The organism is Halorhodospira sp. M38, from assembly GCF_022227985.1.
GTDB lineage: Bacteria > Pseudomonadota > Gammaproteobacteria > Nitrococcales > Halorhodospiraceae > Halorhodospira > Halorhodospira halophila_A.
Map to the genome: position 1 here is coordinate 1 of NZ_JAJNQP010000068.1, position 1,361 is coordinate 1,361.

Here is a 1,361-nt window from a genome sequence, read left to right on the forward strand (position 1 = left end):
GGCAGGCGGCCAAATAGGTTGGCGTGACGCCGGAAGCTCTGGATAATCATGAAGTTGAGAGCTACACGAACCAGAGCCGACGCCACGCCATGGGTGAAACGCTACCGCTCTTCCAGCCATCGTTCAACAAGGCCCTTCGGGTCGAGGCTCGCCCCGAGCGGCTGAGTTCCGACGCCGGGGTGATCCTGCAGCGCGAGGCCCTGGAGCGCACGGGCCTCATCGAGTGGATGACCCAGCGTCTCCAGGACCCGCGCGATCCGCTCCGTGTCTGGCATCCGCTCAGTACGCTGCTGCGCGACAGCCTCACGATGATCGGCCAGGGCTGGGACAGCCAGGGGGATGCCGAGGCCCTCCGGGACGACCCGATGCTCGCCGCCTGCGGCAGCGACCGGCGCGGTGAGCAGGTCATCGAACGACAGCTGGCCTCGCAGCCGACGCTCTCGCGGCTGCTCGATATCCTCGCCGACGAGCAGAACCAGGCGGTGCTCGACGAGGCGCTGCTCAAGCTCGTCGAGCAGCGCGTCCGGGCCCGCAGCCAAGGCGCTCGGACCCGGACGATGACCATCGACATCGACGGTGTCCCGCTGCAGGCCCACGGCCAGCAGCCCGGCAGCGCGTTCAATGGGCACACCGGGCAGCGCCAGCATGACCCGCTGTTCGCCCTCTGCGCCGAGACCGGCGACCTGATCGGGGTGCTGCTGCGCCCGGGCAACGCCGGGCCGGCGAGCCAGGCGGCGGCGTGGATCCCGAAGCTGGTCGAGTACCTGCGCACGCACGTTGCCCGCCAGGTGCGGGTCCGGCTGGACGCGGGCTTCGCGGATGCCGCCACGCTCGCCGCCCTGGATGCGCACGGCATCGGCTACATCGCCCGGCTGCCACGCAACGCGGCGCTCGAGCGCCGCTTCGAGCCGCACCGCTACCGCCGGGGACGCCCCGCCAAGCGGGAGCGGGAGTGGACCGAGGCGTTCGCGTACCAGGCGGGCACCTGGGAGCGGCCCCGCCGCGTGGTCATGGTCATCCGTGAGCGCCCGGGCGAGCTCTTCCGGGACGCGTTCTACCTGGTCACCAACATCCAGGGCAGCCAGCGCTTCGTCCGGCGCCACTACCAGCAGCGCGGTAAGGCCGAGGCGCACTTCGGTGAGTATAAAGACGTCATGGGCGAGTCCCTGCCCTGCACCCGCCGAGGCCGAGCGACGGAGGCGCAGGCGTTCGCCCGCAGCCAGGCGCTGCTCACCCTCCGGGCGCTCGCCTACCAGCTCCTCCATGTGCTGCGCGACAGCCTGGAGCGCGGCACGGGCGACGGCTGGAGCCTGCGCCGGCTGCGCGAGCAGGTGCTCAAGAGCGCGGTGCGCGTCCAGCGC

General features: G+C 71.3%; 1 protein-coding gene. It reads left to right on the plus strand.

Going from position 1 to position 1,361, the window contains the following annotated elements; translation table 11 throughout:
• Window positions 1-89: 89 nt before the first annotated feature.
• Window positions 90-1,361: IS1380 family transposase (locus tag LRA98_RS12780; protein ID WP_238634268.1), on the plus strand; the 1,272-nt coding region annotated here is incomplete at its 3' end.